Raw genomic sequence first — 26,390 nt, forward strand, 5'->3', positions numbered from 1 at the left:
TGCTCAAGAAAATCGAGCAGTCGATCGCCCGCATTGACTCCGGTGACTACGGTTACTGCGACGAAACCGGTGAGGCCATCGGCGTGGGACGCCTGATAGCCCGTCCAACGGCGAACCTGTCGCTGGAAGCACAGCAGCGGCGTGAACTCAAGCAGAAAATGTTCGGAGACTGACCTTTCCCGTTGCACACTTCCTCCTGAACCGCTGTTGATGGCCAAAGAAGACACCACACCAGGCTTGCTTTCAAAAGTCGTGAAGTTCGTCCGTAACCCGGCGACGAACTGGTCCGAGCTTGATGGCAAGGAATCGGACCGGGAGGAGGCCCTGAGCAAGCAGATGCTCAAGGAAATGATTGAGCGAAAACGGCGCAACGATTTCGTGCGCAAGCGTGAATTCGACATGCTCCGGAAAATGCGCAAGCGGGAGGCCATGACCGGCCAGGACCCCGGCGCGCGGCCTTCGTTCTTCCAGAGCAGCATGCCGTCCAAGCCCGACGACCGCGCCGTCACCCTGAAGAAAATCGACGAGATCGAAGCCCAGATGTCGATGCAATGGTGGAAAACCAAGCATGGAAGTGCGGCCGCCGGGGCCAGCGAACCTTCTTCACTTTCTGCGGGGACGATGGCCGGTTCGTCCAACCTCAGCACCCATGCCCCGCTCCTGGACAACGCTTTACCGGCCAACTACGAGGCTACGGCGCCCAGCGCCCTGACCGCGGCCCTGGCCAAAACCAGGTCTGCGGCCATGGCGCCGCAGCCAGCGCCAGCGCCCATGATGGACCTGTCTCCAGGTATTGCCGTCACGCCGCCCGCAGCACCGCCCAAGCCAGTTGTACCCAGACCGGTTATTTCTGCAGTCTCCCGCGACGGCGAGTCGTCGGGTTTTTCGGCATCAAAATTTTCCGTGGTGGAGGCCTCGGAAGTGGCGCACGACCCGGAACTGGAGGAGGCCTCCATCCGTTTTGCCAACGGCGACGATGCAGGTGCTGAAGCCGGGCTGCTCGAGACGCTGGGTCCCCAGGGAAGCCGGGCCAGACATGCAGACACCTGGCTCGCGCTGTTTGACCTGTACCGGGCCACGGGTCAGCATGACAAGTTTGAAAACCTGGCCGTTGAGTTCGTTGGACGTTTCGATCGGTCGGCGCCGCAGTGGTTTTCCATGCCCGAGATGGTGCAGCAGTTGTCCAATCCCGCTGGTTCGGCCAGCCCGGTTGCTGCCAATGGACCGGCTGCGGACTGGGTCTGCCCGTCAAAACTGGGCATCCAGACCGTGGCGGCGCTCAGCGCTGCCCTGGCCCGTGCCCCCATGCCCTGGCGGCTGGACTGGAAAAACCTCAAAACGATTGATGACAACGCGGTTGATCCCCTCTGCAAGGTGTTCAGCGGCTGGGCTGCACAACCGGTGCAGCTGCGGTTTATGGGGGAGGGTGAATTGCAGCGGGTGCTGCAGGATGCCACCCCCTCCGGGGTGCGCGATACAGCCCAGGGATGGTGGCAGTTGCGCATGGAGACGCTGCGGGTAACCCAACAGCCCGACGAGTTTGAACTGACGGCCCTCGATTTTTGCGTCACCTACGAGGTGTCGCCCCCCGCTTGGGAGAGTGCGCGTTGCGACTACAAGCCGCTGGAGCCTCGCGGCAACGCTGTGGCAGGCCAGGCCATCATTGGCGATGTCTACCGCGATTCGGTGCCGTCCAGCCTCAGCAGTGCGCTGGAGGGCGACACCGAGATGGGGGGCAACTCCCAGATGAGCCACCTGTATGCGGTTGAACTGTCGGGCCAGATCGAGGGTGATGCCATTGCCGTCCTCGACAAACTCGAGGCCAAACTGATGGGCGCAGACATCATGGTGATTTCATGCGCCAAGCTGATTCGTGTTGATTTTTCTGCAGCCGGAACCTTGCTCAACTGGGTTTCCGCCCGGGAAGCCGAGAATCGCGCCGTGCAGTTCACCGATGTCAACCGTCTGGTGGCCGCGTTCTTCAACGTGATCGGCATCACCGAACACGCCCGGGTCCTGACGCGCGTCGACTAGGAGCCTGTCGGGCTTTCGACGATTCCCAGGTCCGACAGGCTGCTGGGGCCTTGTCCCCGACCACGGGGCGCCAAAAAAGAGTCATGGCTGCCCTGCGCAGCACACCCACTGTCTGCGCCGGGCACCGGCGGGTAGCTGCAGGCGTGGCAATGACCATAAGGGGCCGCACGCCCTCAAGCGTCTGCTTTTTCATCCCCTTTTCCGAATGGCACGGGTACCGACCTGAGTCCGGTTTGCGCCCCGCTTAAAGCAACACTTTCACTGGATCTTCTAAGTGCTTAATTTAGAACGATTTTTAATCGGTGACTGCTTGCAAAAGTGTTTCTAAGTGCTTGATTTCATTGAAAAAATTTGTAGCAAACCACTTGCATGGCAAAACTTTCCTGCTAAAGTGGGAAAAAGTGCAATTTAGTGGTGAAAAGTGTTCTCTAAAGGTTTTTAACGGTGTTTCAAGGCGCGTCTTCTCTAGCTCTCGATACCAAGGGTCGGCTCTCTGTGCCAACCCGGCATCGTGACGTGCTCAGCGCCACTGCATCGAGCCAGCTGACCATCACCAAACACCCGCACGGCTGCCTCATGATATTCCCGCGCAACGAGTGGGAGAAATTCCGCGAACGCATTGCGTCGCTGCCGATGCAGGCACAGTGGTGGAAACGGATTTTCCTCGGCAATGCGATGGACGTTGACATGGACGCCACCGGGCGCGTTCTGGTCTCTCCCGAATTGCGTAACGCGGCAGGCATCAGCCGGGACACGGTGCTGCTTGGCATGGGCAGCTACTTCGAGCTCTGGGATGCGGCGACGTATGCGGCCCAGGAGGCCGAGCAGATGAAGGGCGAAATGCCCGATGTCTTCAGAGATTTTTCATTCTGAAAGACGACGGTGCAAGACACATGGACACACCGCACCGTCTTGTTGAACGAAGCAGTCGCAGCGCTTCAGGTCAATCCGGACGGGCATTACATCGACGCGACCTTCGGGCGCGGTGGCCACTCGCGACTCATTCTTTCGCAGCTGTCCACCCAGGGGCGCCTTACCGCTTTCGACAAGGATCCGGAAGCCATTGCCGAGGCCCGCACCATCGCCGACCCGCGCCTTGCCATTCGTCACCAGGCTTTCAGCCATCTGGGCGAGATGCCGGCGGGCAGTGCGGCGGGCATCCTGCTGGACCTGGGCATCAGTTCACCCCAGATCGACAACCCGGCGCGGGGTTTTTCCTTCCGCGGCGACGGGCCACTGGACATGCGCATGGACAGCACACGCGGCCAGAGCGTGGCCGAGTGGCTGGCAGATGCAGAAACAGACACCATTGCGGAGGTCATTCGTGAATATGGCGAAGAACGGTTTGCTGTCCAGATCGCAAAGGCGATTGATCGTCGCCGACAGGAGCGGGGCGTTATTGCAACCACCGCTGAACTGGCCGAGGTCGTGGCTGGCGCGGTCAAAACCCGCGAGCCGGGCAAGGACCCTGCAACGCGCACATTTCAGGCTTTTCGGATTTTCATCAACGCCGAGCTTGAAGAGCTGCAACAGGCGCTAGAGGCTTCGCTCAAAGTACTGCAACCGGGAGGACGTTTGGTGGTGATCAGTTTCCATTCGCTGGAAGACCGCATCGTCAAGCAATTCATCGCCGAACACTCGCGCGAGGTGTTCGACCGCCGCGCGCCGTTTGCCGCCCCCAAGGCCATGCGGCTCAAGGCGCTGGAGCGCGTCAAGCCTGGCGCCGACGAAGTGGCGGCCAACCCGCGCTCGCGCAGCGCCGTCATGCGTGTGGCCGAACGGACCGAGGTGCCCGTTCAGGTGACCACTCAGCGTTACCCGGGAGCCGCAGCATGAGGCGGCAGCAATTTTCCGCCGGGCCGCCCCAAGGGAAATTCGCCCCCCTGGGGGGCAGCGCATTACACGCAGTGAAAAGCGTGGGGGCCAGATTTTCCGCCGGGCCGCCCCAAGGGAAATTCGCCCCCTTGGGGGGCAGCGCATTACACGCAGTGAAAAGCGTGGGGGCCATGTCCACATGACACGCCTGAACCTTGTCCTGCTGGTGGCTGTGCTGGTCAGTGCGCTGTACCTGGTGCACACGCAGTACGAATCGCGCAGGCTGTTTGTCGAGCTGGAAAAAGCCATGGCACTCAGCCGTCAGATCGAGTCCGACAAGGAGCGCCTGCAGGTGGAAAAGCGCGCCCAGGCCACGCCGTTGCGGGTGGAGCAGCTTTCAAGGGACCGGCTGCAGATGCGTTCGGCAACGCCTGCCATCACGCAATACGTCACTTACAAGAATCCGTCTGCTGCAGGTAACGCCCATGAGTAGAAGCGTGCGTTACACCTCCAGTCCGCTGCTGGCCAGCAAGACGCCGGTCTGGCGCAGCAAGCTGATCGTCGCGGGTATCGCCCTGGCTTTTGCCGGCCTGGCCGGCCGGGCGGCGTACGTGCAGGTGGTTGGCAACGAGTTCTTTCAACGACAGGGTGAAGTCCGTTTTGCCCGTACGCTGGAGCTGCCTGCCAATCGCGGCCGTATTCTGGATCGCAATGGGCTCATTCTGGCGTCCAGCGTTCCGGCGTCGAGCATCTGGGCGATTCCCGAGGATGTCGAAGCGAGCAAAGCGCAGCTTGCCGAGCTGGCCAAACTCCTGGAAATGCCCGTGGCCGACCTCAACAAGAAGCTGGCTGACGAGGACAAGACTTTCGTATGGATCAAGCGGCAGGTCGACGAGCCTGTCGCCCACCAGATTCACAGCCTGGGCATCAAGGGCATTTACCAGCGCAAGGAATACAAGCGCAAGTACCCGGAAGGTGAAACCGTTGCGCATGTGGTCGGCTTCACGAATGTGGAAGACCGCGGACAGGAAGGCATCGAACTGACTTTCAACAAGGAGCTGGCGGGCAAGCCTGGTTCCCGGCGCGTGATCAAGGACCGTCTGGGGCGCGTGGTCGAAAGCGTCGGTGAGCAGGTGCCGCCTGTTGAAGGCAAGGACATCCAGCTCAGCGTTGACAGCAAGGTGCAGTTTTTTGCCTACCAGAAGCTGCGTGATGCGGTGATCGAACGCAAGGCCAAGGCCGGCAGTGTGGTCGTACTCGATACGATCACGGGTGAAGTGCTCGCACTGGCCAACTATCCGAGTTATGTGCCTGATAAACGGCAGAATCTCACGGGCGAGCAGTTGCGCAATCGTGCGGTGACAGATACTTTTGAGCCGGGCTCGACCATGAAGCCCATCACGGTGGCCATGGCGCTCGAGGCGGGCCGGATCAAACCAGGCACCCTCATCGAAACCGGCCCGGGGCGGATCAGCATCGGCGGATTCACCATCAGCGATACCCACAATTACGGTACGCTCACCGTGGAAGGGGTCATCCAGAAGTCCAGCAATGTCGGCGCCCTCAAGATAGCCCAGAAGATGACCCCGCATGAGATGTGGGACACCTACGTCGCGCTTGGCTACGGGCAGAAGCCGCAAATCGAATTTCCGGGAGCGGTCACAGGCCGCTTGCGTCCGTGGAAGTCCTGGCGGCCCGTCGAGCAAGCCACCATGTCTTATGGCTATGGCCTGTCCGCCTCGCTGTTCCAGATGGCGCATTCCTACACCTCTTTTGCGCATGACGGCCGGATCATCCCGGTGACCATGCTCAAGAGCAGTGAGCCTGCAACCGGCGTGCGGGTGTTTTCGTCAGAGAACGCACACGCGATCAGGAAAATGTTGCAGATGGCGGCGGCGCCCGGCGGCACCGGTCAGCTGGCGCAGACCGTCGGTTACTCGGTGGGAGGCAAGTCCGGCACCGCGCACAAGCAGGTCGGCAAGGGATATGCGAGCAACAAATACCGTGCATGGTTTACCGGCATGGCACCGATTGAAGCTCCCCGCATCATTGTCGCCGTGATGATTGATGAGCCCAGCGACGGAAAATATTATGGCGGGCTGGCGGCTGCCCCTGTATTCAGCGAGGTTGTGCAGCAGACATTGCGCATGATGGGCGTGCAGCCCGATATGGCCGTCAAGCCACAGATCGTCACCAACCCGGTGGAGGAGTCGTTCTGATGGAGCGGCTGCACACCCCCGAGCAGGCTGCGCGCTGGTTGCGCCAGCGCGTAAGCGGCAGTCTCTGGACAGACAGCCGCAAGGTGGGTGCCGGTGACGGCTTCATCGCCTGGCCGGGTGCTGCCACCGATGCACGCAAGTACGTGGCCGACGTTCTGGCCGCCGGCGCCCAGGCCTGCCTGGTGGAGCAGGCCGGGGCGGAGGCCTTTGCCTTCAGCGACAGCCGTGTCGCAGCCTACAGCGGCCTGAAAACGGCGACGGCACCGATAGCTGCGGCTTATTTCGAGCAGCCAAGCAAAAAGCTGGACGTGCTGGCCGTGACTGGCACCAACGGCAAGACCTCGACCGCCTGGTGGCTGGCCCAGGCCCTGGGCAAGCTGGGCCGGCGCTGCGGCGTGGTCGGCACGCTCGGCATCGGGCAACCCGAAGCCATGGTCTTCAACGGCCTGACCACACCCGATCCGGTGTTGCTGCAGCAGCAGCTCAGGCGCTGGGTCGACGAGGGCTTTTCAGCATGTGCGCTGGAGGCCTCGTCGATCGGCATTGCCGAGCACCGGCTGGATGCCACCGACATACGCGTGGCGATTTTCACCAATTTCACACAGGACCACCTCGACTACCACCAGACCATGCAGGCCTACTGGGACGCCAAGGCCCGGCTGTTTGGCTGGTCTGGCCTGAAAGCGGCGGTGGTCAACATTGATGACACGCATGGGGCTGCGCTGGCGGTGTCGCTGCGCGAGGCGGCTCTCGACGTCTGGACCGTGTCCTGCCTGGCGCCCGCTCGCCTGCAGGCTCAGGCCATCCATCACGGCCTGGAGTTTCTGGGTTTTGATGTGGTCGAGGGCGATGAACGGCACCGCCTTTCGACCGCGCTGGTCGGGCAGTACAACGTTTCCAACCTGCTGGGAGTGATGGCAGCCTTGCGCGCGCTGGGCCTGCCTTTGAAGGACGTGGTCAAAGCCTGCGCCCACCTGTCGCCGGTGCCCGGGCGCATGGACGCCATTGCGGTGCCGGGCCGGCCGCTGGTGGTCGTGGACTATGCCCACACCCCCGACGCACTCGAGAAGGTGCTGGGCGCTCTGCGGCCGCTGGCCGCCGGTCGTTCCGGACAACTCTGGTGCGTTTTTGGCTGCGGCGGCGAGCGTGATGCCAGCAAGCGGCCGCTGATGGCGGCAGCGGCGGAAAAAGGGGCGGACCGCACGGTGGTGACCAGTGACAACCCGCGCAGCGAGAACCCCGACGCCATCATCAGCCAGATCCTGCAGGGATTTGCCCGCCGCGATACGGTGTACGTTCAAGCCGACCGTGCCCAGGCGATTGCCCATGCGGTGAGCCAGGCGCAGGCTGGCGATGTGGTGCTGATTGCGGGCAAGGGCCACGAGAGTTACCAGGAAACCGCCGGTGTCAAACGACCGTTTTCCGACAAGGCCCAGGCCGAGGCGGCACTGGACCAGGGTGCGAGCCGTCATGCTGCGCCGGGAGGCCTCGCATGATGACCCTGCAACAAGCCCTGCGGTGGTTGCCGTCAGCCCGGCTGGTGGGCGACGGTGCGCTGCGGTTCCAGCGTGTGCACACGGACACGCGCAGCCTCCAAACAGGCGACCTGTTTGTAGCGCTCAAGGGCGAACGCTTTGACGCCCATGATTTCCTGGCACAGGCGAAAAGTGCCGGCGCGGTGGCGGCCCTGGCGGAGCACGGCTTGAGTGCTGAACTCCCCGGCCTGCTGGTGGCCGATTCCAAACAGGCGCTGGGCCAGCTTGCCGCCGGCTGGCGCTCGCAGTTCAGCCTGCCGCTGATTGCCGTGACCGGCAGCAATGGCAAGACCACGGTCACGCAAATGCTGGCGTCCATCCTGCGCGCCTGGAAGCAGGACGGTGCTTTTGCGACCGAAGGCAACTTCAACAACGACATTGGCGTGCCTTTGACGTTGCTGCGTCTGCGTGCCACCCACCAGGCCGGCGTGGTCGAACTGGGCATGAACCACCCTGGCGAAATTGCCAGTCTTGCAGCCATGGCGCGGCCCACCGTGGCCCTGGTCAACAATGCGCAGCGCGAACACCTGGAATTCATGGCCACGGTAGAAGCCGTCGCCCGCGAGAACGGCGCCGTCATCGCGGCACTGCCGGCCTCTGGCGTCGCGGTGTTTCCGGCCGACGAGACATACACACCGCTGTGGCGGGAACTCGCCGGCTCCCGCGCGGTGCTGACCTTTGCCGAGTCGGGCGGGGCCGAGGTCACCGGCAGCGCGCAATGGCTGGGTGGCGCCTGGCAGGTGCAGGCCGCCACGCCGCAGGGCGCTTTCGGTTTTTCCCTGCAGGTTGCCGGTCGGCACAACGTCAAAAATGCGCTGGCTGCCACGGCCTGCGCCCTGGCGGCCGGTGCGCCGCTGGCGGCCATTGCTGCCGGCTTGTCGGCCTTTGTTCCGGTCAAGGGTCGCTCGCGCGCCCTTCAGCTCCAGGCGGCGGGCCAGGCCCTCACGCTGATCGACGACAGCTACAACGCCAACCCGGATTCCGTGCGCGCCGCCATCGACGTCCTGGCCGAACTGCCGGGGCCGCGCCTGCTGGTGCTGGGCGACATGGGCGAGGTCGGTGATCAGGGACCTGCCTTCCATATCGAGGTTGGGGCCCATGCGCGTGCGCGCGGCATCGAGCAGGTGTTCACGCTGGGCGCGCAGTCTGCCGACGCTGCCAGGGCCTTCGGCAACGGCCGGCATTTTGGCGACGACATCAACGCCCTGAAGGCTGCCGTGATGGCTGCTTTGCCAGGCATGGCCAGCGTACTGGTCAAGGGTTCCCGCTTCATGAAGATGGAGCGCGTGGTCCAGGCCATCGCGGCCGACACCCAACAACAAAAAGAGGAGAAGGCATGAGCCCCCACGTTCACCTGCGTTCACTGCCCCCCGAGGGGGCTGAGTTCCGCTGCGTCTCGCAGCAGTGCGGTCTGCAAGACTATGCCTCCTTTGATGCGGCTCGGCAGGAGGCACCCCATGCTGCTTAGCCTGGCCCAGTGGTTGCAGACCATCTCGCCGGAATTCGGCTACTTCCGGGTGTTCCAGTACCTGACGTTTCGCGCGGTCATGGCCGCCTTGACTGCCTTGCTGATCGGCCTGATCGCCGGCCCTTATGTGATTCGCCGTCTGATCAGCCTCAAAATCGGCCAGCCTATTCGCGAATATGCGATGCAGACCCACCTGAGCAAGAGCGGCACTCCGACCATGGGCGGCGTCCTGATCCTGCTGGCCATCGGCATTTCCACGCTGCTCTGGTTTGACCTGAGCAACCGTTTTGTCTGGATTGTGCTGATCGTCACGCTCGGGTTTGGCGCCATCGGCTGGGCCGACGACTGGCGCAAGGTGGTGCACAAGGACCCCGAAGGCATGCGCTCGCGGGAGAAATACTTCTGGCAGTCGGTGATTGGGCTGCTTGCCGCCCTGTACCTGGTGTTCAGCATTTCGGAAAGTTCCAACCTGCGGGTGCTGGAACTGTTCATGAGCTGGGTGCAGTCCGGTTTTGACGTCAACCTGCCGCCCAAAGCCGGGTTGCAGCTGCCTTTCTTCAAGGAAATCAGTTACCCGCTCGGCGTGTTTGGTTTTGTGCTGCTCACCTACCTCGTGATTGTCGGCTCCAGCAATGCCGTGAACCTGACCGACGGTCTGGACGGGCTGGCGATCATGCCGGTCGTGATGGTCGGCTCGGCGCTCGGTGTGTTTGCCTATGTGACGGGCAGTGCCGTCTACTCAAAGTACCTGTTTTTTCCGCACATCCCGGGTTCGGGGGAGTTGCTGATTTTCTGCTCGGCCATGGCCGGCGCCGGCCTGGCTTTTTTGTGGTTCAACACCCATCCCGCGCAGGTTTTCATGGGCGACGTGGGCGCGCTGGCGCTGGGCGCCGCGCTGGGAACGATTGCGGTCATCGTGCGCCAGGAAATCGTGCTGGCCATCATGGGCGGCATCTTTGTTGTCGAAGCCCTGTCGGTGATGCTGCAGGTGATGTATTTCAAGTACAGCCGCATGCGGTTTGGCGAAGGCCGGCGCCTGTTCCGTATGGCTCCGTTGCACCATCATTTTGAAAAGAGCGGCTGGAAGGAAACGCAGGTGGTCGTGCGCTTCTGGATCATCACCATGCTGCTGTGCCTGGTCGGCCTGTCGACCTTGAAACTGCGATGAACACGAACGAATCCCCGCGTCCCGGCGATGCGCCCGCACAGCCTCCAGCGGAGGTGACGCCGGCGCATGGACCGGCGGCTGAGCCTGTGCCGGCGCAGGATGCGGCGCCGGCGTTGCCAGCGGAGACGCCCCTGGAGGAGCCGGTGCTCCAGGCCGCGCTGGAAGACGCGGGTCCGGGCGGTACCAAGGCGTCTGGCAAAGCGGCTGCACGGCCCCTGCCCGAGACCCTGACGGCCGCGCGCGATGCGGCTGAGTTTGTAGCGCAATTGTTCGCCGATGTGAGTACGCCCGATCAGGCCGCGCCAATCGCTCCCGAGGCCCACGTCCCGCAGCCGGCTGGCGAAACCGTGCAGGAAGGTGCGGAAGGCGACGCTGCCGCCACCGGGTCATCTGGCCAGGCGCCGGTGTCGGCGCTGCGCGACCTGCATGTCCTCATTCTGGGCCTGGGTGCTTCGGGGCTGGCCATGGCGCGCTGGTGCGTGCGCCAGGGTGCGCGTGTCACGGTGGCCGATACCCGCGAGACACCGCCCCAACTGGCCAGCTTGCTGGCCGATCTGCCCCAGGTCGATTTCCGCGCCGGCGCTTTCGGGTCCGGTCTGGTAGAGGGCACTGACATCCGTGCGGTCTTCAAAAGCCCGGGCCTGTCGCCTGCGGTCGTCGAGCCGGTTTGGCAGGTGGCCCAGGCCACCGGCCTGTGGACTGGCGGGGAACTGGACTTGTTCGCCCGCGCCTTGCATGAGCTGCAGGCCGAACGCGGCTATGCCCCCAAGGTGCTGGCGATCACGGGGACGAACGGCAAGACCACCACGACCGCGCTGACCGGCCAGCTGGTGGCCCATGGCGGCAAGACCGTGGCGGTGGCGGGAAACATCGGTCCCAACCTGCTGGACATGCTGGCCGGGCACCTCGAGGCGGGCAGCCTGCCCGAGGTCTGGGTGCTGGAGCTGTCGAGCTTCCAGCTCGCCGGCGTGCAGGGGTTTGAGCCCACCGCGGCCGCGGTGTTGAACCTGACGCAGGATCATCTGGACTGGCACGGCAGCATGCAGGCCTACGGCGCGGCCAAGGCGCGCATCTTTGGCAGCCGGGGCCAACTGGTGCTCAACCGTGATGATCCGGCGGTGATGGCCATGTTGCCAGAACCGGTGCGCCTCAAGCTGCAGAAGCCGAAGTGGCGCGAGTATGCGAGCTTTGGGCTGGAGGCCCCGCAGCGGCCGGGTGACTATGGCATCGAAACCGTCAATGGCATGGCCTGGCTGGTGCGTGCTGCCGAGGCCGACGAAACCGTCAAGCGCCGCAAGGACGAAGAAGTGGTGTTGTACATCCAGCGCCTGATGCCGGTCGAGGCCATGCGCCTGCGCGGCCGCCACAACGCCACCAACGCGCTGGCCGCGCTGGCGCTGGCCGGCACGGCGGGCTGCACCATGGCGTCCATGCTGCACGGCTTGCGTGAATACACCGGCGAGCCGCACCGCGTGACGCCGGTTGCGGTGGTGCGCGACGTCGAATATTTTGACGACAGCAAAGGCACCAACGTTGGTGCCACCGTGGCGGCGCTGACCGGCCTGGGCGCCGAACGCAAGCTGGTCCTGATCGCCGGCGGGGAAGGCAAGGGGCAGGATTTTTCTCCGCTGGCCGCACCCGTGCGCCAGCATGCCAGGGCGGTCGTGCTGATCGGGCGCGATGCGCCACTGATCCGTGCCGCGCTGGAGGGCGCGGGTGTTCCGCTGCTCGATGCCGATTCCATGCAGACCGCCGTGGAACTGGCGGCGCGGCAGGCGCAAACCGGTGATGCGGTGCTGATGTCGCCGGCCTGCGCGAGTTTTGACATGTTCGACAACTATGGGCACCGCGCCCAGGTGTTCTGCGACGCCGTGCAGGCGCTCGCCCAGGACGCGGGGGTGCTGTCATGACGGTGGCCGCCCGTCTTTCCGGCTGGTTCTCCAGCCTCGGCGGGGCCGCGCCCGAGGGCTTGCCAGTCCGGCTGGGCGGCCAGCGCCGCTCGCGTTCCGAGTCGGCGCCGGTACGCATGTCGGGGGTGGACCAGGCGCTGATCTGGGTCACGGTGGCGCTGCTGGTCTGGGGCCTGGTCATGGTGTACTCCGCGTCCATCGCCATGCCGGACAACCCGAAGTTCGCGCGTTATGCCCACACCCACTTCCTGCTGCGCCATGCGCTGTCGCTGGGGGTGGCTTTTGCGGTTGCCCTGCTGACCTTCCAGGTGCCGGTCTCGACCTGGGAAAAAATCGCTCCCTGGCTGTTTGTGGCCTCGCTGGTGCTGCTGATGCTGGTGCTGATTCCGTTCATCGGCAAGGGTGTCAATGGCGCACGCCGCTGGATCTCGCTGGGTTTCATGAACTTCCAGCCCTCGGAGCTCGCGAAGTTTGCCGTGCTGCTGTACGCCGCCGACTACATGGTGCGCAAGATGGAGGTCAAGGAGCGCTTTTTCCGCGCCGTCATGCCGATGGCCGTTGCCATTGGCATTGTGGGACTGTTGTTGCTGGCCGAACCGGACATGGGCGCCTTCATGGTCATCTCCGTGATCGCCATGGGCATTCTTTTCCTGGGTGGTGTCAATGCCCGCATGTTTTTTGTCATTGCCACCGTGGTGGTGATCGCCTTTGCCCTGATGGTGATGCTCAGCGACTGGCGACGTGAGCGGATTTTTGCCTATCTCGATCCCTGGAGCGACAAGTATTCGATGGGCAAGGGTTACCAGCTCTCGCACTCGCTGATCGCCTTTGGGCGCGGTGAGATTTTTGGCGTGGGCCTGGGCGGCAGCATCGAGAAACTGCACTGGCTGCCGGAAGCGCATACCGACTTCCTGCTGGCCGTGATCGGCGAGGAGTTCGGCTTCCTCGGCGTCTTGTGTGTCATCGGCGCCTTCATGTGGATGACTCGCCGCATCATGCACATCGGCCGCCAGTCGATTGCGCTGGACCGCCTGTTTGCCGGACTGGTCGCGCAGGGTGTGGGCATCTGGATCGGCTTCCAGGCCTTCATCAACATGGGCGTGAACCTCGGCGCCTTGCCGACCAAGGGCCTGACCCTGCCGCTGATGAGTTACGGCGGCTCGGCGATCCTGATGAACCTCATCTCCCTCGCCGTGGTGTTACGGATCGACTACGAAAATCGACTGCTGATGCGCGGAGGGCGACCATGAGCTACCTGACGAGGGGCCCCATCTTGATGGGGATCGACAGTAAAGCGAATGGGATGCGTTGCCGACGCCTGTCCGCGCGGGTTTCGCAACTTTGTCGGAGGCAACCGGCATGAGCAAATGCGCGCTCGTCATGGCTGGTGGCACCGGTGGCCACATCTTCCCGGGCCTGGCCGTGGCCGAGGCGCTGCGTGAGCGTGGCTGGCGTGTGCACTGGCTGGGCGGCAGGGGTACAGCCGACCATCCCAGCATGGAGAGCCAGCTCGTGCCGCCGCGCGGTTTTCCCTTTGAGAGCATTGAGTTTTCGGGTGTGCGCGGCAAGGGCGTGGCCACGCTGGCCTTGCTGCCGCTGCGCCTGCTCAAGGCCTTCTGGCAAAGCATGGCCGTCGTGCGCCGCGTCAGACCCGACGTGGTCGTGGGGCTGGGCGGCTACATCGCCTTTCCGGCAGGCCTGATGAGTGTGCTGCTGGGCAAACCGTTGGTGCTGCATGAGCAAAACTCGGTCGCCGGGCTCGTCAACAAGGTGCTGGCGGGTGTGGCCGACCGGGTCTTCACCGCTTTCCCGGGCGTGCTGAAAAAAGCGACCTGGGTCGGCAACCCCCTGCGCCCGGCCTTCACCCAGCAGCCCGACCCGGCGGCCCGGTTTGCCGGCCGCAGCGGGCCTTTGAGATTGCTGGTGGTCGGCGGCAGTCTGGGCGCGCAAGCGCTGAACCGCATCGTTCCGCAAGCCCTGGCCCTGATTCCCGAGGCGCAGCGTCCCCAGGTCATTCACCAGAGCGGCGCCAGGCAAATCGAGGCGCTGCGCGACAACTACCGCGCCGCCGGCGTGCAGGCCGAACTCACCCCCTTCATCAACGACACGGCCCGTGCTTTCGCCGAGGCCGACCTGGTGGTCTGCCGCGCCGGTGCCAGCACCGTCACTGAAATTGCGGCCATCGGCGCCGCGGCACTGTTCGTGCCGTTTCCGGCTGCGGTGGACGATCACCAGACCAGCAACGCCGCCTTTCTCGTGGACAACGGCGGCGGCTGGCTGGTGCAGCAGCGTGACCTGACACCCGGATTTCTGGCAGACATGCTACAAAAAACAGAGCGGCCAGCGCTTTTGCAGCGGGCGCTACAGGCCAAAAAGATGCAAAAAACAGATGCCACCGCCAACGTGGTGGCCGCCTGCGAGGAGCTGGCGACATGAAACACGCGATCAAACACATTCACTTCATCGGCCTGGGTGGCTCCGGCATGTCCGGCATTGCCGAGGTTCTGCACAACCTCGGTTACGTGATCTCCGGCTCCGACCTGTCGGACAGTGCCACCTTGCGACGTCTGGCCGGGCTAGGCATCCAGACCTTTGTCGGGCATGCCGCAGAAAACCTGGCCAGCGTGGATGCGGTGGTCACCTCCACGGCGGTGAAGCCCGACAACCCGGAGGTGCTGGCGGCGCGCGAAAAACGCATTCCGGTGGTGCCGCGTGCGCTGATGCTGGCCGAGCTGATGCGCCTGAAGCAGGGCATTGCGATCGCCGGCACACATGGCAAGACCACCACCACCAGCCTGGTCGCCAGCGTGCTGGCCGAAGGCGGGCTGGATCCGACCTTTGTGATCGGCGGCCGGCTCAACAGCGCCGGTGCCAATGCCCGGCTGGGTTCGGGCGACTACATCGTGGTCGAGGCCGACGAATCGGACGCCTCCTTTCTGAACCTGTTGCCCGTGATGGCGGTGGTGACCAACATCGATGCCGACCACATGGAGACCTATGGCCACGACTTCGGCAACCTGAAGAAGGCCTTCATCGATTTTCTGCACCGCATGCCGTTTTACGGCACGGCGATCCTGTGCACCGACGATGCGGCCGTGCGAGAGATCGTGCCGCAGATGTCCTGCCCGATCACCAGCTACGGCTTTGGTGAAGACGCCCAGGTGCGCGCGGTGAACGTGAAAGCCGTCGGCGGGCAGATGCACTTCACGGTGCAGCGGCGCAACGGCGTGACGCTGCCCGACCTGCCGGTGGTGCTCAACCTTCCCGGCGAGCACAACGTGCTCAATGCCCTGTCGGCCATCGCCATCGCGGTGGAACTCAACATCCCCGACGCCGCAGTGCAGAAGGCACTGGCCGAATTCAAGGGCGTGGGCCGGCGCTTCCAGCATTACGGCGATGTGCCGGCACCTGCCGGCGGCAGTTTCACCGTGATTGATGACTACGGCCACCACCCGGTCGAGATGGCCGCCACGCTGGCGGCAGCACGCGGCGCCTACCCGGGCCGGCGCCTGGTGCTGGCTTTCCAGCCGCACCGCTTCACCCGCACGCGTGACTGCTTCGAAGACTTTGTGAAAGTCATCGCCCAGGCCGACAGTGTGCTGCTGTCCGAGGTCTACGCCGCCGGCGAGGCGCCGATTGTGGCGGCCGATGGCCGTTCGCTGGCGCGCGCACTGCGGGTGGCCGGCAAGGTCGAGCCGGTGTTTGTTGACGACATCGAGGCCATGCCGCAGGCGATTGCCGACAACGCCCTGGATGGCGACGTGGTGCTGTGTATGGGGGCCGGCACGATTGGCGCGGTGCCCGGCAAGGTGGTCGATTTGCTACAGAAAAAAGAGCGTTCTGCGCAGGAAGGACAAGGGCTGTGAGCCTGAAAGACTCTTCATTTGGCAAGGTGGCGGTGCTGCTGGGCGGGCACTCGGCCGAGCGCGAGGTGTCGCTGATGTCGGGCCGCGGAGTGATGGAGGCGCTGCGTTCGCGCGGCGTGGATGCGCACGCCTTCGACCCGGCAGAGCGCGAGCTCGGCGAGCTCAAACGCGAGAACTTTGACCGCTGCTTCATTGCCTTGCATGGGCGGTTTGGCGAAGACGGCACGGTTCAGGGCGCGCTTGAACTGATGGGAATCCCCTACACCGGCTCAGGCGTGATGGCGTCGAGCATCGCCATCGACAAGGTCATGACCAAGCGCATCTGGCTGGCCGAGGGCCTGGCAACCCCGAAATACCTGTTGCTGCGGCGGGGCGCCTTTGAGCGTCGGCAGGTGATTGCGGTCCCCGACGACCTGGGTTTGCCGCTGATCGTCAAGCCGGCGCGCGAGGGTTCTTCCATCGGCGTGGTCAAGGTGGCCGGTTATTCCGGCATGGTCGATGCGGTGGAACAGGCGGCGCAAATGGATGCCGACGTGTTGTGCGAGCAGTTCATCAGTGGTGATGAGGTGACTTGTCCGGTGCTGGGCACCGGGGACAATGCGCGGGCCCTGCCGGTGATCCGCATTGTGGCGCCCGAGGGCAACTACGACTACCAGAACAAGTACTTCACCGACACCACGCAGTACCTGGTGCCCTGCGGGCTGCCGGCGGGCGAGGAAGCGGCGATCCAGGCGCTGGTGCTCAAGGCCTACCGCCTGCTGGGCTGCCGCGGCTGGGGCCGCCTTGATGTGATGATCGACGGCAAAACCCGCCAGCCCTACCTGCTGGAGATCAACACCTCGCCCGGCATGACCGGCCATTCGCTGGTGCCGATGTCGGCGCGCGCCGCGGGCATCAGTTATGAAGACCTCTGCCTGGACGTGCTGCGTACGGCCAGCCTGGACAACCCGAGAACGCAGGGAGGCGCTGCGTGAGCCAAACCCTGCCTGTCCCGCTGGACGTCAAGCTCATGAACACCACTTCGCTGGTGCTGGGGCTGGCGTTTGCGGGCATGCTGGTGACCTTCGGGGTGTCGTGGCTGCTGCAGCAGAACCTGTTTCGCCTCACCGCCATCCGGGTCGGCGGTGACCTCGGTCACAACAATGCAGTCACGCTGCGCGCCAATGTCGTGCCCAAGCTGACGGGAAATTTTTTCACCGCCGATCTGGTCCGCACGCAAGCGGCGTTCGAGAGTGTCCCCTGGGTGCGCAAGGCGGTGGTGCAACGCGAGTTTCCCAACCGGCTGCGGGTGGTGTTGCAAGAACACCAGGCGATTGCCTTCTGGGGCCTGGAGGGTGATGCCCGCCTGGTCAACAGCTACGGCGAGGTGTTCGAGGCCAACCAGGGCGACGTCGAGGCCGAGGATCTGCCGCTGCTCAGCGGACCGCAGGGCCAGGCTGCGCTGGTTCTGGCGGGTTACCGCCGGTTGGCCCCGGTGTTCAAAAAAATGGACGCCCGGCTGGAGCTGCTGGAGCTGACGGCCCGCGGCAGCTGGCGGGCCAGGCTCGAGGACGGCGTGGTCATCGAGCTGGGGCTGGGCTCCCCCGACGAGATCCACAGCCGTGCCGAGCGATTCGCCGCCACGCTGACACAGGTGTCCAGCAGGTTCGGCCGCAACCTCGAGTCGGCCGACCTGCGTTACAGCAACGGGTATGCACTCAAGCTCCGAGGCGTCACCACCACGGTGTTGGGCGGCAAAGAGGACAGGAAAGCAAAAAGGTAAAGATATGGCGAAAGAATACAAAGATCTCGTGGTGGGGCTGGACATCGGGACCAGCAAGGTCATGGCGGTGGTGGCCGAGGTCCTGCCCGGCGGCGAGCTCAAGCTCGCCGGGCTGGGCATCGCCTACAGCAACGGACTCAAACGCGGCGTGGTGGTCAACATCGACGCCACGGTGCAGAGCATCCAGCAGGCGCTCAAGGAAGCCGAACTGATGGCCGACTGCAAGATCGCGCGGGTTTACACCGGCATCACCGGCAGCCACATCCGCGGCATCAACTCCAGCGGCATGGTGGCGGTCAAGGACAAGGAAGTGACGCAGGCTGACGTGGCCCGCGTCATCGAGACCGCGAAGGCCATCAACATCTCCACCGACCAGCGCCTGCTGCTGGTCGAGCCGCAGGAGTTTGTCATCGACGGTCAGGACGTGCGTGAACCTATCGGCATGAGCGGCATCCGGCTGGAGGCCAAGGTGCACATCGTCACGGGCGCGCAAAGCGCGGCTGAAAACATCATCAAGTGTGTGCGGCGCTGCGGCCTCGAAGTGGACCAGCTGATGCTCAACCCGCTGGCCTCCAGCTTGTCGGTGCTCAGCCGTGATGAGCAGGAGCTCGGCGTGGCGCTGGTCGACATCGGCGCGGGCACCACCGACGTGGCGATTTTCACCGGTGGCGCGATCCGCCACACGGCGGTGATTCCGATTGCCGGCGACCTGATCACCAGTGACATCGCCATGGCGCTGCGCACCCCGACCAAGGACGCGGAAGACATCAAGGTCGAAAGCGGCTTCGCCAAACAGCTGCTGGCCGACCCGGACCAGCAGGTGGAGGTGCCGGGCCTGGGCGACCGCGGTCCGCGCATGCTGTCCAAACAGGCGCTGGCCGGCGTGATCGAGCCGCGCATCGAGGAAATTTTCTCGCTGGTGCAGCAGGTCATCCGCGAGTCGGGTTACGAGGAGGTGCTGTCGTCCGGCATCGTCATCACCGGCGGCAGCGCGGTCATGCCAGGCATGGTCGAACTCGGTGAAGACATTTTTCTCAAGCCGGTGCGGCGCGGCATCCCGCGCTATTCCAGCGCGCTGGCGGACATGGTGGCCCAGCCGCGTGCCGCCACCGTCATGGGGCTGCTTGAGGAAGCCCGGCTGGCACGCATGCGCGGGCACCGGGTCGCGCAGAAGGCGGGCAGTGTTCACAACGCTTTTGGCCGGGTCAAGGACTGGCTGGTGGGGAACTTCTGATGAAAAAATTTACGGCTTTTATCTGGCGGAGTCCGCGTTGCAGCCACTCGGGGGGCGCCGATCCCCCTGCGTGAGGGCTCTTGCTCCTGAAAAGAAACGAATAAAAAATTTTTGGCAACTGCAACATATGGATAGGAGGCTCACATGAGCATCGAAATGATTGAAATCGAAGAGTTCAACCAGGGCACGCAGATCAAGGTGATTGGCGTGGGCGGCGGCGGTGGCAACGCGGTCGAACACATGATTGAACGCAATGTCCAGGGCGTGGAGTTCATCTGCGCCAACACCGACGCACAGGCGCTCGGCCGCGGCAGTGCGCACAAGCAGATCCAGCTCGGCGGCAGCGGCCTGGGTGCAGGCAGCAAGCCCGAGAAGGGCCGTGAAGCGGCCGAGATGGCAGTGGACGACATCCGTGCCGCCATCGCCGGTGCACACATGCTGTTCATCACCGCCGGCATGGGCGGCGGCACCGGTACCGGCGCAGCGCCGGTGATTGCGCGCATTGCGAAAGAAATGGGCATCCTCACCGTCGGGGTGGTGACCAAGCCTTTCGAGTTCGAGGGTGGACGCCGCATGACCAATGCCGACCTCGGCCTGGCCGAACTCGAAGCCAACGTGGATTCGCTGATCGTGGTGCTCAACGAGAAACTCCTCGAGGTACTGGGCGACGACGTGACGCAGGACGAGGCCTTTGCGCATGCCAACGACGTGCTGAAAAACGCGGTCGGCGGCATTGCCGAGATCATCAATGTGCCCGGCCATGTGAACGTTGACTTCGAAGACGTGCGCACCGTGATGGGTGAGCCCGGCAAGGCCATGATGGGCACGGCTCGCGCCAACGGTCCGGACCGCGCGCGCATCGCGGCCGAACAGGCCGTCGCCTGCCCCCTGCTCGAAGGCATCGACCTGTCGGGCGCCAAGGGTGTGCTGGTGCTGATCAGCGCCGCCAAGGGTTCGCTCAAGCTCAACGAGTCCAAGCTCGCGATGAACACCATCCGCGCCTACGCCTCGCCGGATGCGCATGTGATCTACGGCACGGCCTACGACGACGACCTGGGCGAGGACATCCGCGTCACCGTGGTGGCCACCGGCCTGAGCCGCCAGGGCATGCGCCGCACGGCGCCTCCGCTGCAGGTGCTGCGTACCGGCACGGACAACATGCCGGTGCTCAATATGGCGGTTGGCGGCGCCACCGTCAGCGGTGCCCACCCGGGTGGCAGCAGCATGGGTTCGGCACAGACCGATTACGGCAACATGGCTGTCCCCAGCGTCTGGCGCACCAACCGCACGCAGGCGGCGGCCAAAGTCGATGCGCTGGCTTCGGGCGGCATGGACGACTTCGAGATTCCGGCTTTCCTGCGCAAGCAGGCGGATTGATCGATGTAAAGCTACTGCGCAACCCGATCTCGCGTCTGCGGTGCTCACCGTACCTGGGTACGTATCCGCTCCTCAACGCAAGCTCGGGCTGCTCGCTACGCTTTCCATTGGATCAATCAGTGTTTTGATCGCTGACCGCTAATCACACAGGCTATGTGCGTCATTGCGCATGGCCCGGTGCGTTTGGTCCGGCCCCAAACTAAAATGATGTCATGCTGGCGCAAAGAACCCTCAAATCCCTGACCAAGGCGGTCGGTGTGGGCCTGCACAGCGGTCAGCGGGTCGAGCTGACCTTGCGGCCGGCGGCGCCGGACACCGGCATTGTGTTCAGGCGCGTGGATCTTCCGCAGCCGGTGGACATTCCCATCTCTGCGCAGGCGGTGACCGACACGCGCCTGGCCTCCACCATTTCCAGCGGCAGCGCCAAGGTGCACACGGTCGAACACCTGATGTCGGCCTGTGCCGGCCTGGGGATCGACAACCTGTACGTGGACATCACCGCCGAAGAGGTGCCGATTCTCGACGGCTCGGCTTCCTCGTTTGTGTTTTTGCTGCAGTCGGCCGGCATTGAACTGCAGGCTGCGCCCAAGCGTTTCATCCGCGTTCTCAGGCCGGTCGAGGTGCGTGAAGGGCAGGGCGCCGGCGAGAAATGGGCACGCCTGTCGCCCTACAACGGCTACAAGCTGGGGTTTGAAATCGACTTCGACCATCCCGCGGTGGATTCCACCGGTCAGCGTGTGGAGTTCGACATGGGCAGCGGCTCCTACAGCCGCGACATCGCCCGCGCCCGCACCTTCGGTTTTACCAAGGACGTCGAGATGATGCGCGCCAACGGGCTGGCGCTGGGCGGGGGCCTGGACAATGCCATCGTGATGGACGATTACCGCGTGCTCAACACCGACGGCCTGCGTTACAACGATGAATTCGTCAAACACAAGATCCTCGATGCGATGGGCGATCTGTACCTGCTGGGCAAACCGCTGCTGGCTGCCTACACGGCCTTCCGTTCGGGCCATGCGCTGAACAACAAGCTGCTGCGCGAACTGCTCTCGCACGAAGATGCCTGGGAAGTCGTCACGTTCGACGATGAAAAAAACGCACCCCGGGGTTTTGCGCAACTGGCGCGGGCCTGGTAATGCCTTCGCGCGAGACCTGACATGGCTGTTTTCCGTGTCGCCATCTTCCTGTTGCTGTTTGCGGCCGGCGCATCGTTCGCGCTGTACGCGATCACTTCCCAGGTCCGCTACAAACACACCGGGCTCGCCATCCTCAAATGGACCCTGCTGGCTGCCTTCGTCTTTTTTGCCGTGCTGATTGCGGACCGGCTGATCTGAGGCGGGCGCCTCAGTGGTGCCGGCCGTCCTTGAAGGAGGCGGTGGAAGTGCGGCCCAGCGTGGTGGCCCGCGCCAGAATCGCCGCCGAACCGCCCACATGGGCATGGGTGATCGCCAGGCCGAGCGCGTCAGCCGCGTCCTTGCCTGGCAGCGACGGCAACTTCAACAGGCGCATCACCATCTCCTGGACCTCGGGCTTGCCGGCCTTGCCATAACCGGCGACCGCCTTTTTCATCTGCAGCGGTGTGTACTCGGCCACTTCGATGTTGCAACTGACCAGCGCCGTGACACAGGCGCCGCGCGCCTGGCCCAGCATCAGCGTGGCCTGCGGGTTGACGTTGACAAACACGATCTCGCACGCCGAGCTGTCGGGACTGTAGCGGGCCGTGATTTCGCAGATGCCGTCGAACAGCACCTTCAGCCGCGCTGGCAGGTTGCCCCGGTCCAGGTGTGTTGTCTTGATGGTGCCGCTGGCCACATAACTCAGCGCATGGCCCTCCACATCAATCACGCCGAAGCCAGTGATCTGCAATCCGGGGTCGATTCCAAGAATACGCATCTGCTCTGTTTTTAATAGCTGTTTCAGTCCGCCGGTATTGGGCTAGAGCCCGAAATACCATCGGACCGAATGAAAGAACACAGGCGCTGCAAAACACAGGGCATCGACCCGGTCCAGCAGGCCGCTGGCGCCGGTGACCGACCGGCCTTCGCTGCCCCAATTGGTAATGCCGCGGTCGCGCTTGAGCGCTTTCATCACCAGGTGGCCGAGCGAGCCGGCCACGCAGGCGGTCAGCGCCATGGCCACGGCCTGACCCGGCTTGAAGGGTGTCAGGCCCGACATCAAGCCGCCGACAAACCCCCCGACCGCCAGCCCGATCAGCCAGCTGCTCCAGTGGAAACTCTGGCTCACCTGCGGCGCCGTGGGCGGGCGCGGCCACTTGCGCGCGGCGAGGTGCTGCACCAGCATGCCGGTCTGCACGACAAACACCAGAAAAAAGACGAGGAAGGCGTTTTTGCCGCCGTAGCCCGGAAAATCCAGCAGCAACAGGGCCGGCACATGGCTGATGCCATAAACACAGACCATGATGCCCCACTGCAGCTTGGCATTGCGCTCCAGAAAGCGCTGGGGGTCGTTGGCCAGGGCGCTGACCACCGGGATCGCCAGGAACACATACACCGGGATGAACACAGTCACCAGGTCAAAGCGCTCGGTCATGACCAGCCAGAACTGGACCGGCAGCACCCCAAAAAAAGCCAGCACCAGGCTGCGGTGGTCGCCGCGGCGGGTCGGCGACAGCGTGATGAATTCGCGCAGCGCGAAAAATGCCACCAGTGCAAACAGCAGGGTGGCCACCGTCTCGCCCAGGGCCCAGCCGATCCAGAACACGGTACACATGAGCCACGAGGTGTTGAGCAGGCTGCTGAACTCCTTGATGTCCTGCGTGCGGATCTCGTCCTCGCCGTTGTCGCGCAGTGACATGACGAGCGCCGCGATGCTGGCAGCAATCAGCAGGCCGAACACCATGACAAACAGCAGGCCGACTTGGCTGGAAGGGCTCAGGTTGCGCAGAAAACTGCTCATCAGCTTTCCCTCAGTGCCAGCACAGCGTCCCGCGCACGCGCCAGGAAGGCGCTGCGGTCCTCACCTTCCTGCAGCGCCATGGGCACGCCGAAGGTGACCGAACACAGGATGGGCACCGGCACCACTTCCCCCTTGGGCATGACGCGCTGCACGTTGTTGATCCACGCCGGCACCAGCACCACCTGCGGAAATTTCTGCGCCAGGTTGTACAGGCCCGACTTGAAGGCCTGAGGCTCCTCCTGGTTGCCGCGCGTGCCCTCGGGAAACAGGATGATGGAGTCGCCGCTTTCGAGGGCATCGATCAAGGGCTCCAGCGGATCCTGGTCGCTGGTTTTTGCGCGGTCCACGTAGATCGCGTTGAACACCGCCGTGGTGAGCCACTGCTTGAACGGCGTTTTGGTCCAGTAGTCCCTGGCCGCGATGGGCCGGGTGATGCTGCGCAGCTCACTGGGCAGGGCGGCCCAGATCAGCACCAGGTCGGCATGGCTCTGGTGGTTGGCGAAATAGATGCGTTGCTCGGCCTTGGGCGGGCAACCCTGCCAGCGCGCCTGCGCACCGGTCAGTGCCCGGATCAATCCGAGCAGGAAGAAACTCATCCATTTCGCCAACATGTCAGGGCACCTCCACGCCGCCCATGCGCGCGGCGATGGTGGAGGCGCGCGAGGCCAGGTAGCCCGAACCCGGGCGGGTCTCGAAGTACTTGGGGCGCGGCAGCATGACGGCCAGGCGCGCGGCCTCGTAGGCGCTGAGTCTGGCGGCAGGCTTTCGGAAATAATGCTGGGCCGCGGCTTCGGCGCCGAACACGCCTTCGCCCCATTCGACATTGTTGAGGTAGATTTCCAGGATGCGCTGCTTGCTCAACAGGGCTTCGAGCAGCAGGGTCAGCACCAGTTCCTGCCCCTTGCGCATCAGGGTGCGTTCGCCCGAGAGAAACAGGTTTTTGGCCAGTTGCTGGGTGATGGTAGACCCGCCCACAATTTTCGGTGGTTTGGCGGCTTTGGCTGCACCTGCGGGCGCGGCGCGGCTGGACAGCTTTCCGTTGGCCTTTTCGGCGCGCTGCTCGGCCTGGGTGTTTTTCTCCCAGGCCTTTTCGAGGGCTTCCAGGTCCACGCCTTCGTGCTCGACAAAGGTCGCATCTTCGGAAGCGATGACTGCACGTTTGAGGTTGGCTGACAGCTCGGCATAGGGCACCCACTGCTGGCGCCATTTGAGCTCGTCCTTTTCCGTCGCCAGGCGATAGGCTTCCGAACGCTGGAAGGCCGTGGACTGCGGGTCCACCACGGCCATCAGGGCGATGCGACCGACAAAATAAAGCTGCAGCGCCACGGCGGCCAGCAGCACCAGCAGCATCCAGCGCAGCAGGGCCTTCATGCGGGCGCCTTCGGCTGTTGTTGTTGTTGTTGCATTTCCATGAGCACCTGGGCAGACGGCGGGCGCACGCCACGCCAGAACAGGAAGGACTCGGCCGCTTGCTCCACCAGCATGCCCAGACCATCGCGCGGCACGGCGCCGTGGGCCCGCGCCCAGTCGGCAAAGCCCTGAGCGGCCGGCCCATACATCATGTCGTAGGCCAGTGCGCCGGGTTTGAGCACGCTGGGGTCCAGCGTGATGGCCGCACCGCCGAGGCTGCTTGCCGTGGCATTGACAATCACATCAAAATCGGCCTCCAGCCCTTGCAGGTCCTGCGCCACCAGCTCTGTTTTTTGTAGCAACTGCTGCAGCGAAGGATGGCTGGCGTGGTGCGCCACCAGCAGGGCCGCGCGCGCGTGCGTGCGGTTGGCAACAACCAGGCGGCGCGGGCCGGCCGCCAGCAGCGGCCCCAGCACGCCGGCCGCGGCACCACCGGCGCCCAGCAGCAGCAGGTCCCGCCCGGCCAGCGGGACGCCTGCATTGTTCTGGATGTCGTTGACCAGGCCGATGCCGTCGGTGTTGTCGGCTTCAATGCGGCCGGCGTCGAACTTCAGCGTGTTGGCGGCCTGCGCCAGCTGGGCGCGGTCTGTGGCGGTACCGGCCAGCCGGAACGCCTCGAACTTGAAGGGCACGGTGACGTTGCAGCCGCGTCCACCACTGTTTATCCATTGCTGCAGCGTCGCGGCGAAATGGTCCAGCGGCGCCAGCAGCTTGCAGTAGTCCATGGCCTGGCCGGTCAGCTCGGCAAAACGCGCATGGATGGCGGGCGACTTGCTGTGTTCCACCGGGTTGCCGACGACGCCATAGTGATCCATGCGGGCGCTCATCGATCGGTGAGTTTGGTTTCAAGCGTCTCGTCGCGCGTGAACCTGAAACGCGAGACCACCACGATCTGGTCGGCCTTGCGGCGCATGGCCTCGCTGAAACGGTCAAACGGGCCGGTGCTGCGCGCAATGCTCTGCGCGCGCCGGTCCAGCGTCAGGTTGCCCGAGGTTTCGGCCACCTCGGTGGACAGGATGCGACCGTCGTGGTTCACCGTGAGCACCATGGTGAGTTCGCCGTACAACTTCTTGCCGGCCTGCTCGGGAAAGTTCACCGTGCCCTTTTCCTCGATCTTGCGGCGCAGCGTGTCGTAGTACACGGCATACACCTCCTCGCGGGTCGCAGGGCTGATGTAACGCTTTTTGGGCCGCGCATTTTCTTCGTTGATGCGCCGTTCGATTTCCGCCAGGATCTTGATCAGCTGCTTGCGTTTTTCCTCGCGCTCGACCTGGGCCGGGTCGGCGGATGCCACTTTGGGGTCAGGCGGCGGCATGGCTGCGAGCTGCTTCTTGATCTGTGCCAGCAGCATGGTCTGCTGCTCCTGCATGGTCTCGACCTTGCGCTGCGCATCTTCGCTGGCGTCACCCAGTTCGGTCAGCGCCGAAGGCGGCAGCGGGCTGGTGGCGCGGCCTTTTTCGGCCTCGCCACCGCCGGCCAGCGAGGCCTGGGCAATGGCCTTGGCCTGGTCCGGGCGTTCGCTGGACTTCGCGTTGACGAGGATCACCTCCAGCGGCGTGTCCTGGAAAATCCGGTTGAAACGTTCCGGATCGACAAAACGCACGGTCAGCAGGACCGCATGGACGGCGAGCGATACGCCCAGGGCGATGTGCAGGGTGCTGGGAGACTTCACAGGA

Annotated in this window: 25 protein-coding genes; 19 read left to right on the forward strand and 6 right to left on the reverse strand. The window is 64.1% G+C overall.

Translation table 11 applies throughout. From position 1 onward, the window contains the following. The 19 genes from PSV33_RS18890 to PSV33_RS18980 all read left to right on the forward strand — a co-directional run. Positions 1-173: TraR/DksA C4-type zinc finger protein (locus PSV33_RS18890; RefSeq protein ID WP_300564317.1), on the forward strand; the 173-nt coding region annotated here is incomplete at its 5' end. Positions 174-210: 37 nt separating this feature from the next. Beyond that, positions 211-2,034, forward strand: a complete 1,824-nt coding sequence (locus tag PSV33_RS18895) for an STAS domain-containing protein (protein ID WP_300564166.1) — start codon at positions 211-213, stop codon at positions 2,032-2,034. 444 nt (positions 2,035-2,478) lie between these two features. Next, positions 2,479-2,907 carry a division/cell wall cluster transcriptional repressor MraZ gene (mraZ, locus tag PSV33_RS18900; RefSeq protein WP_300564168.1) on the forward strand — a complete coding sequence of 143 codons (429 nt, stop codon included), beginning with the start codon at positions 2,479-2,481 and terminating at the stop codon, positions 2,905-2,907. Between the two features lie 9 nt (positions 2,908-2,916). Continuing rightward, entirely contained in the window at positions 2,917-3,870 is a 954-nt protein-coding gene (gene rsmH, locus PSV33_RS18905; RefSeq protein ID WP_300564170.1) for a 16S rRNA (cytosine(1402)-N(4))-methyltransferase RsmH, read from the forward strand. Between the two features lie 178 nt (positions 3,871-4,048). Further along, positions 4,049-4,342, forward strand: coding sequence for a cell division protein FtsL (ftsL, locus tag PSV33_RS18910; RefSeq protein ID WP_300564172.1), 294 nt, complete (start codon positions 4,049-4,051; stop codon positions 4,340-4,342). Continuing rightward, entirely contained in the window at positions 4,335-6,068 is a 1,734-nt protein-coding gene (locus PSV33_RS18915; RefSeq protein WP_300564174.1) for a penicillin-binding protein 2, read from the forward strand. Before ftsL ends, PSV33_RS18915 begins: the two co-directional genes overlap by 8 nt. Next, positions 6,068-7,564 (forward strand): UDP-N-acetylmuramoyl-L-alanyl-D-glutamate--2,6-diaminopimelate ligase, encoded by a 1,497-nt coding sequence (locus PSV33_RS18920; RefSeq protein ID WP_300564175.1) that lies wholly within the window; start codon positions 6,068-6,070, stop codon positions 7,562-7,564. The genes PSV33_RS18915 and PSV33_RS18920 overlap by 1 nt, the downstream gene beginning before the upstream one ends. Further along, the gene (gene murF, locus PSV33_RS18925; protein ID WP_300564176.1) at positions 7,561-8,943 is read left to right on the forward strand and encodes a UDP-N-acetylmuramoyl-tripeptide--D-alanyl-D-alanine ligase; all 1,383 of its coding nucleotides are present in this window, start codon (positions 7,561-7,563) and stop codon (positions 8,941-8,943) included. The genes PSV33_RS18920 and murF overlap by 4 nt, the downstream gene beginning before the upstream one ends. 117 nt (positions 8,944-9,060) lie before the next feature. After that, positions 9,061-10,239 (forward strand): phospho-N-acetylmuramoyl-pentapeptide-transferase, encoded by a 1,179-nt coding sequence (gene mraY / locus PSV33_RS18930; protein WP_300564178.1) that lies wholly within the window; start codon positions 9,061-9,063, stop codon positions 10,237-10,239. Next, positions 10,236-12,149, forward strand: coding sequence for a UDP-N-acetylmuramoyl-L-alanine--D-glutamate ligase (gene murD, locus PSV33_RS18935; RefSeq protein ID WP_300564180.1), 1,914 nt, complete (start codon positions 10,236-10,238; stop codon positions 12,147-12,149). The genes mraY and murD overlap by 4 nt, the downstream gene beginning before the upstream one ends. Then, entirely contained in the window at positions 12,146-13,399 is a 1,254-nt protein-coding gene (ftsW, locus tag PSV33_RS18940; RefSeq protein WP_300564181.1) for a putative lipid II flippase FtsW, read from the forward strand. The genes murD and ftsW overlap by 4 nt, the downstream gene beginning before the upstream one ends. 109 nt (positions 13,400-13,508) lie before the next feature. Continuing rightward, positions 13,509-14,585 (forward strand): undecaprenyldiphospho-muramoylpentapeptide beta-N-acetylglucosaminyltransferase, encoded by a 1,077-nt coding sequence (murG, locus tag PSV33_RS18945; protein ID WP_300564183.1) that lies wholly within the window; start codon positions 13,509-13,511, stop codon positions 14,583-14,585. Continuing rightward, positions 14,582-16,015, forward strand: a complete 1,434-nt coding sequence (murC, locus tag PSV33_RS18950; RefSeq protein WP_300564185.1) for a UDP-N-acetylmuramate--L-alanine ligase — start codon at positions 14,582-14,584, stop codon at positions 16,013-16,015. Before murG ends, murC begins: the two co-directional genes overlap by 4 nt. Beyond that, positions 16,012-16,989, forward strand: a complete 978-nt coding sequence (locus tag PSV33_RS18955) for a D-alanine--D-alanine ligase (RefSeq protein ID WP_300564187.1) — start codon at positions 16,012-16,014, stop codon at positions 16,987-16,989. Before murC ends, PSV33_RS18955 begins: the two co-directional genes overlap by 4 nt. Continuing rightward, a complete protein-coding gene (locus tag PSV33_RS18960; protein WP_300564188.1) occupies positions 16,986-17,777 on the forward strand; it encodes a cell division protein FtsQ/DivIB in 792 nt (263 codons plus the stop codon). The genes PSV33_RS18955 and PSV33_RS18960 overlap by 4 nt, the downstream gene beginning before the upstream one ends. A 4-nt stretch (positions 17,778-17,781) precedes the next feature. Then, complete coding sequence (gene ftsA / locus PSV33_RS18965; protein ID WP_300564189.1) at positions 17,782-19,011, forward strand: cell division protein FtsA; 1,230 nt, start codon at positions 17,782-17,784, stop codon at positions 19,009-19,011. A gap of 144 nt (positions 19,012-19,155) precedes the next feature. Continuing rightward, entirely contained in the window at positions 19,156-20,388 is a 1,233-nt protein-coding gene (gene ftsZ / locus PSV33_RS18970; protein ID WP_300564190.1) for a cell division protein FtsZ, read from the forward strand. 212 nt (positions 20,389-20,600) lie between these two features. After that, on the forward strand, positions 20,601-21,524 hold the full coding sequence (gene lpxC, locus PSV33_RS18975; RefSeq protein ID WP_300564191.1) for a UDP-3-O-acyl-N-acetylglucosamine deacetylase: 924 nt from the start codon (positions 20,601-20,603) through the stop codon (positions 21,522-21,524). 21 nt (positions 21,525-21,545) lie between these two features. Then, entirely contained in the window at positions 21,546-21,722 is a 177-nt protein-coding gene (locus PSV33_RS18980) for a hypothetical protein (RefSeq protein ID WP_300564193.1), read from the forward strand. Between the two features lie 10 nt (positions 21,723-21,732). Here the strand turns inward: PSV33_RS18980 and ruvC are convergent, their stop codons facing one another. Genes ruvC through PSV33_RS19010 form a run of 6 tightly spaced genes read right to left on the reverse strand, consistent with a single transcriptional unit; the run spans position 21,733 to position 26,386 of the window. Continuing rightward, positions 21,733-22,281: a crossover junction endodeoxyribonuclease RuvC gene (gene ruvC / locus PSV33_RS18985; protein WP_300518014.1), complete on the reverse strand. Its 549-nt coding sequence runs from the start codon at positions 22,279-22,281 to the stop codon at positions 21,733-21,735. Positions 22,282-22,323: 42 nt separating this feature from the next. After that, entirely contained in the window at positions 22,324-23,304 is a 981-nt protein-coding gene (locus tag PSV33_RS18990) for a phosphatidate cytidylyltransferase (protein ID WP_300564194.1), read from the reverse strand. Next, the gene (locus PSV33_RS18995; RefSeq protein WP_300564195.1) at positions 23,304-23,915 is read right to left on the reverse strand and encodes a 1-acyl-sn-glycerol-3-phosphate acyltransferase; all 612 of its coding nucleotides are present in this window, start codon (positions 23,913-23,915) and stop codon (positions 23,304-23,306) included. Before PSV33_RS18995 ends, PSV33_RS18990 begins: the two co-directional genes overlap by 1 nt. A gap of 1 nt (position 23,916) precedes the next feature. After that, entirely contained in the window at positions 23,917-24,675 is a 759-nt protein-coding gene (locus PSV33_RS19000; RefSeq protein WP_300564197.1) for a transglycosylase domain-containing protein, read from the reverse strand. Continuing rightward, a complete protein-coding gene (gene aroE, locus PSV33_RS19005) occupies positions 24,672-25,541 on the reverse strand; it encodes a shikimate dehydrogenase (protein ID WP_300564199.1) in 870 nt (289 codons plus the stop codon). The genes PSV33_RS19000 and aroE overlap by 4 nt, the downstream gene beginning before the upstream one ends. Then, positions 25,538-26,386, reverse strand: coding sequence for a TonB C-terminal domain-containing protein (locus PSV33_RS19010; protein WP_300564201.1), 849 nt, complete (start codon positions 26,384-26,386; stop codon positions 25,538-25,540). The genes aroE and PSV33_RS19010 overlap by 4 nt, the downstream gene beginning before the upstream one ends. Between the last annotated feature and the right edge of the window lie 4 nt (positions 26,387-26,390).

Source organism: Polaromonas sp. (assembly GCF_029945895.1).
Taxonomy (GTDB): domain Bacteria; phylum Pseudomonadota; class Gammaproteobacteria; order Burkholderiales; family Burkholderiaceae_C; genus Polaromonas.